At 74.8% G+C, this 5,130-nt stretch carries 6 protein-coding genes; 3 read left to right on the forward strand and 3 right to left on the reverse strand.

Annotated elements, in window-relative coordinates; all coding sequences use genetic code 11:
• Positions 1–316: 316 nt before the first annotated feature.
• From BJF79_RS31205 to BJF79_RS31215, 3 genes are all read right to left on the reverse strand, one after another.
• The gene (locus BJF79_RS31205) at positions 317–727 is read right to left on the reverse strand and encodes an ATP-binding protein (protein ID WP_075902816.1); all 411 of its coding nucleotides are present in this window, start codon (positions 725–727) and stop codon (positions 317–319) included.
• Positions 728–1,220: 493 nt separating this feature from the next.
• Positions 1,221–1,430 (reverse strand): DUF3040 domain-containing protein, encoded by a 210-nt coding sequence (locus BJF79_RS31210; RefSeq protein WP_075902818.1) that lies wholly within the window; start codon positions 1,428–1,430, stop codon positions 1,221–1,223.
• Positions 1,431–1,489: 59 nt separating this feature from the next.
• The gene (locus tag BJF79_RS31215; RefSeq protein WP_262402793.1) at positions 1,490–3,097 is read right to left on the reverse strand and encodes a glycoside hydrolase family 10 protein; all 1,608 of its coding nucleotides are present in this window, start codon (positions 3,095–3,097) and stop codon (positions 1,490–1,492) included.
• A gap of 91 nt (positions 3,098–3,188) precedes the next feature.
• On the opposite strand from BJF79_RS31215, the gene BJF79_RS31220 reads away from it, so the two are divergent.
• The 3 genes from BJF79_RS31220 to BJF79_RS31230 form a co-directional block, all read left to right on the forward strand.
• Positions 3,189–3,638 carry a hypothetical protein gene (locus BJF79_RS31220; protein WP_075902820.1) on the forward strand — a complete coding sequence of 150 codons (450 nt, stop codon included), beginning with the start codon at positions 3,189–3,191 and terminating at the stop codon, positions 3,636–3,638.
• Positions 3,639–3,716: 78 nt separating this feature from the next.
• A complete protein-coding gene (locus BJF79_RS31225) occupies positions 3,717–4,409 on the forward strand; it encodes a spermidine synthase (protein WP_075902822.1) in 693 nt (230 codons plus the stop codon).
• Between the two features lie 34 nt (positions 4,410–4,443).
• A partial coding sequence (locus BJF79_RS31230; RefSeq protein ID WP_262402794.1) for a biotin transporter BioY occupies positions 4,444–5,130 on the forward strand: 687 nt, incomplete at its 3' end.

The following is a 5,130-nucleotide window of genomic DNA, read 5'->3' on the forward strand; positions in this document are numbered from 1 at the left end:
CTCGGCGATGTACCGCATCTCACGGACGAAGGCACCGGTCCGTGGGTTGACCGCGAGGCAGTCCATACCTCCGCCCGCGACGCTGCGCCGCGCCCGCGGCTTGGGCGGTGCTGCGCGCCTGGCCTGCCTGTTCATCGCCGACGCGGTGTGCGGGGCCGCCCCGGAGGGCAGGCGACGTGGGGCCCGCCGGCCCGTGCCTCGCTGCGGCGCCTCGTCGCGACGCTCGCCGCTGACGAACGCCGGACGGAGCGTGCCGGACGGAGCGCACCGGGCGCGAGGTCCGGGGATCGAGTTCCGCTTCCGTGCGCGGCGCGGGTCAGTGGGCGGCGGCGGGGCGGTGGCCGTCGCCGGGGGTGAGCAGCCGGCTGAACCAGACGGTCTTGCCGCCGCCTGCGCCGTCGTGCCGTTCGGTGCCGTACTCGGTGGCCAGGGCCGCGACCAGCAGCAGGCCGCGGCCGGCTTCGTTCCAGACGGGGACGCCGTCCGGGGCGGGCGGCGGCACGGCGGGGCGGGCGTCGGTGACCTCGCCGACGAGGCGGCGGCCGTGCAGGCGCAGCCGGAGCCGGATCGGGCCGGTGCCGTGCAGGACGGCGTTGGTGACGAGTTCGTCGACGATGTGGACGATGTCGTCGCGTCGGCGGGGTCGGCGACCCGCCAGCCGCGCAGGGCGCCGACGGTCAGGGCGCGCGCCGCGGCGGCGGCGCCGGTGAAGGCGGGCAGTTCCCACTCGGCCGCGCCGCCGCCCGCACGGCCGCCCGCAGGGCCGTCGGTGCGTCCTTCGGCGTCCGTGGTTCCGGCGGTGTCCCCCGATGTGTCCACTGGTCGTTCTCCTCACCTGCGCGCGGCGTCCCGCCGTGTGTGTCGGCGTCGGTTCCCACTTTCATGGACGCAGGCCGGGCGGGGGCGGTGCACCCGTGCAGGCAACCGTCACCGCGCGGTGAGGTGGCCGTGGACACGCCGGTGACGGGGGCGGGTGGAATGAGCAGTGCCCCGTTGCCGTTATGGTGGATGGCGTCGGTGTGGCATGTGTCCCCCGGGCTCTACCCATCGCCTTCGAGGAATACCGCCGGTCCCTTCGCGGGCCGGGCCGGAGCTTCGTTGTGCCTTTCGCCGCGAGGCGACCACCACACCGGCCTTTACGCCGTGGCCCCGGCGGGATTCCGATCCCGCCGGGCCACGGCGCTCGTCGTTGCGGCGTCCGTGCCGCGCCCGTGCCGCGTTCAGGTGATGGCGGCCGCGAAACCGATCGCGATCGCGGCGATCACGGCCAGGACGGCGACGGACGCGGCCGCGATCAGCCGGACCCGGCGGCCGCGGCCGGGACGGCGGTCGCCGAGCCGTGCGAGCCGATGGGCCAGCCGCGGGTCGTCCTCGCTCAGGCGGACCTCGATCTGGGTGAGGATCCGCTGCTCCTCCATCGACAGCGCCATGCTCTTAACCTCCGGGGGGCCGGTCGGGGTGACTGGTTCCTCCCCACAGATCAAGATCATTATCCTTCCGGGGCGGCGGCCGTTGCGCCGCGCGCGGGCGGGCTCTCGCGGTGGTACCGGTCGACGGCGGTGACGTAGTAGGTGTAGGTGCGGCCGGGTTCGGCCGTGGGGTCGATGATCCCGCCGCCGCGGACGTCGGCGACGAGCCGCGCGGGGTCGACGGCGGAGCACGCGTCGCCCTTCCCGTCCACCCGGTACACCGCGTGGGACGCGGCGCCGGGCGAGGCGCTCCAGCGGACCTCGACGCCCTTGTCGTGGGGGCGGGCGGTGACGCCGCTCGCGGGCGCGGGCGCATCGCCGCCCCTGTTCCCGCCGCCGGCGGGGGCGGTGACGGGCGGGATGGCGGGTCGGGCGTAGTGCTCGTCGCGCAGGCGGGTGGCGAACCCGGCGGTGTTGTCCATGAGGTTCGTGGCGCTGAAGTACACGTCGCCGTCCACCTCGGGATGCTCGTCGTTGAGCGTCAGGTGCCGGGTGAGCTCGGCGGGATCGTCCCAGGGGCCGCCCTGCCCGACGCGGTAGGCGCCCTGCCCGATGTAGAGGCGCACGCCGGTGTCCTTCACCTGCTCGGACCACCAGCCGACGAGCTCGGCGTAGTCGGCGGCGCCGTCCCCGATCGGCCAGTACAGCTGGGGGGTGACGTAGTCGACCCACCCCTCCCGGATCCAGGTGCGGGTGTCGGCGTAGACGTCGTCGTAGCTCTGCAGGGCGCGGGTGTCGGACCCCGCCGGGTCGGTGGAGTCGTTGCGCCACACACCGAACGGGCTGATCCCGAACCGGACGTGCGGCTTGGCCGCGTGGATCTTCTCCGACACGGTCCGCACGAGGGCGTTGACGTTGGCGCGGCGCCAGTCGCCGCGGTCCTTCCCGCCGCCGTGCGCGCGGTAGGTGTCGCCGTCGGGGAACTCGCCGTCCTCGGGATAGGGGTAGAAGTAGTCGTCGAAGTGGACCGCGTCGATGTCGTACTTGTTCACCACGTCCAGGACGGACTTGGTGACCAGCTCCCGGACCTCGGGGACGCCCGGGTCGTACCAGAGCCCGTCGCCGTACTCGCGGACCCATCCGGGGTTCTCGCGGGCGGGGCTGCCGGGCGCGAGCTCCTTCAGGTCGGTCTGGCGGCTGACGCGGTAGGGGTTGAACCAGGCGTGGAACTCCAGGTTGCGGGCGTGCGCCTCCTTCAGCATGAACCCCAGGACGTCGTAGCCGGGGTCCTTGCCGGGTTCACCGGTGATCCACTGAGACCACGGCTCGTGCGGGGAGTCGTAGAACGCGTCGGAGTTGGGGCGGATCTGGACGAACACGGCGTTCATGTTCATCGCGGCGGCGCGGTCGAGCAGGCGGGTGAACTGCTTCTTCTGCTCGGCGGCGGACGCGCCGGGGTCCTTGGGCCAGTCGATGTTGCCGACGGTGGCGATCCACATGCCGCGCAACTCGCGGCCCTTCTCGCCGCCGGGCGCGGGAACGCGCGGGCACTCGGCGCTCGCGCCCGCGCCGGGCGTCCGGGCGCCCCCGGCACGCTCGTCGCGCCGAGCGCGGTCAGGGCGCAGCCCGCGAGCGCGCCCGCCGACAGCAGCGACGCGGCGGCGGTCATCCGGGTTCTGTTCAGCCATGACATAGCGGCCCATTGTTACCTACTCGTTGCGGTGCTGCGTCCATAACGGCGATGTGGATGCGGGGCCCCGTTCGGGGTAGCGGCGGGACATGGACACAGTGACCCGCGGACTGGTCGCCGGCGCCGCCGGAACCAGCGCCCTGAACGTGATGACCTACCTCGACATGGCCGTACGGGCCCGCCCGGCCAGCGGCACCCCCGAGCAGAGCGTCGAGAAGATCGCCGAAGCCGCCGGCGTCGGGCTCGGCCCCGGCGCGGACGCCGAGAACCGCAAAGCGGGCCTGGGCCCGCTGCTGGGCTACGGCGCAGGCGCGGGCGCCGCGCTGGTGTACGGGCTGCTGGCCGGACGCCGCCGGGTGCCGCTCCCGCTCGCCGCGCTCGCACTGACCGGCCTTGCCATGGCCGGTTCCGCCGCCCCCATGACGGCGCTGGGCCTCACCGACCCCCGCACATGGTCGGCGTCGGACTGGCTCATGGACGCCGTGCCGCACCTGGCGTACGGGGCCGTCGCCGCGGGCGTCTACACCGCCCTGCGCTGACCCGCCCCCGCCCCCGCACCGGACGGTCCGGCGGGCGGTCCGGCGGGCGGCGCACCGTGATCGGCTAGGGTCGGGGCCATGACGGCGGAGGTGATCGAGCGCGCCGCGGGCATCGGCGGGGAACTGGTGCTGCGCCGCGCCGGCGAACACTACGAGATCATCAGCAACGGCGTGTTCCTCATGGACACCCGCGGCGGCGCCTCCGAGCGGCTGCTGGTCCGCGCCGCCGCCGCAAACCCGCCCGCCCCCGCCCGCATCCTCATCGGCGGCCTCGGCGTCGGATTCTCCCTCGCCGAGGCCCTCACCCTCCCCGGCGTCACGCACGTCACCGTCGTCGAACGCGAACCCGCCGTGATCGGCTGGCACCGCACGCTGCTGCGCCCCTGGTCCCGCGGCGCCCTGGACGACCCGCGCGTCACCGTCGAACGCGCCGACCTGCTCGACGCCCTCGCCGACCCCGGCACCGGCCCCTTCGACGCCATGTGCCTGGACATCGACAACGGCCCCGACTGGACCGTCACCCCCGGCAACGCCCGCCTCTACGGCCCCGCCGGACTCGACCTGATCGCCTCCCGCCTCACCCCGCACGGAACCCTCGCGGTCTGGAGCGCGGGCACCGCACCCGCCTTCGAGGCCCGCCTGCGGGACCGCTTCGCCCGCGTCGAAACCGTCCCCGTCCCCGTCCCCCGCGGCGAACCCGACATCGTGTACCTGGCCCGCGACGCCGCTTCCACCGACCGCGCCGTCCCTCCCCCCGCCGCCGTTCGCTAAATTTCGACCGGACAACACCTATATGGGAGGTTCAGTGGCTACTGCCCACGCAGCTCACGCCCATCCCGCCCAGCGGCGCCCCGCCGTGCTGGGCGACCTGCTGCCCGGGTCCCTGACCCGCGACGCCGCCCTCATCACCGGCTCCGCGGTGTTCGTCGGCATCGCCGCGCAGATCGCCGTCCCGCTGCCCGGCACCCCCGTCCCGGTCACCGGCCAGACGTTCGCGGTCCTGCTGGCCGGCGCCGCCCTCGGCCCCGCCCGCGCCGCAATCGGCATGGCCCTGTACCTGCTGGCCGGCCTGGCCGGGGTCCCCTGGTTCACCGACGGCGAATCCGGCGCGGGCGTCCCCACCCTCGGCTACGTCCTCGGCTTCATCGTGGCGGCCGCGGTCGTGGGCCGCCTCGCCGGCCGCGGCGGCGACCGCACCCCGCTGCGCACCGCCGCGACCATGCTCACCGGCACCGTCATCATGTACGCCACCGGCGTGCCCTACCTGATGGCCAGCCTGGACGTGGACCTCGGCCGCGCCCTCGAACTCGGCATGACGCCGTTCCTGGCGGGCGACGCCCTGAAGGTTCCGACGCCGCCGCGCTGCTCCCCGCCGCATGGAAGCTGCTCGCGCCCGCGGCGACCGGTCCGCCTGACGCCCCTCACCGACGGCCCGGCACGGGACGCGGCGCGCGCCGCCCCGCGCCGGCGTGGCGTACCCCGCCCGGCACCC

The sequence above is a fragment of the Actinomadura sp. CNU-125 genome, from assembly GCF_001942465.1.
In the GTDB taxonomy this organism is placed as follows: domain Bacteria; phylum Actinomycetota; class Actinomycetes; order Streptosporangiales; family Streptosporangiaceae; genus Spirillospora.

What these genes read in the sequence shown, in the direction of transcription:
- BJF79_RS31210 (WP_075902818.1), bottom strand. Translation starts at nt 1,430, where the DNA reads ATGGCGCTGTCGATGGAGGAGCAGCGGATCCTCACCCAGATCGAGGTC.
- BJF79_RS31215 (WP_262402793.1), bottom strand. Translation starts at nt 3,097, where the DNA reads ATGGCTGAACAGAACCCGGATGACCGCCGCCGCGTCGCTGCTGTCGGC.
- BJF79_RS31220 (WP_075902820.1), top strand. Translation starts at nt 3,189, where the DNA reads ATGGACACAGTGACCCGCGGACTGGTCGCCGGCGCCGCCGGAACCAGC.
- BJF79_RS31225 (WP_075902822.1), top strand. Translation starts at nt 3,717, where the DNA reads ATGACGGCGGAGGTGATCGAGCGCGCCGCGGGCATCGGCGGGGAACTG.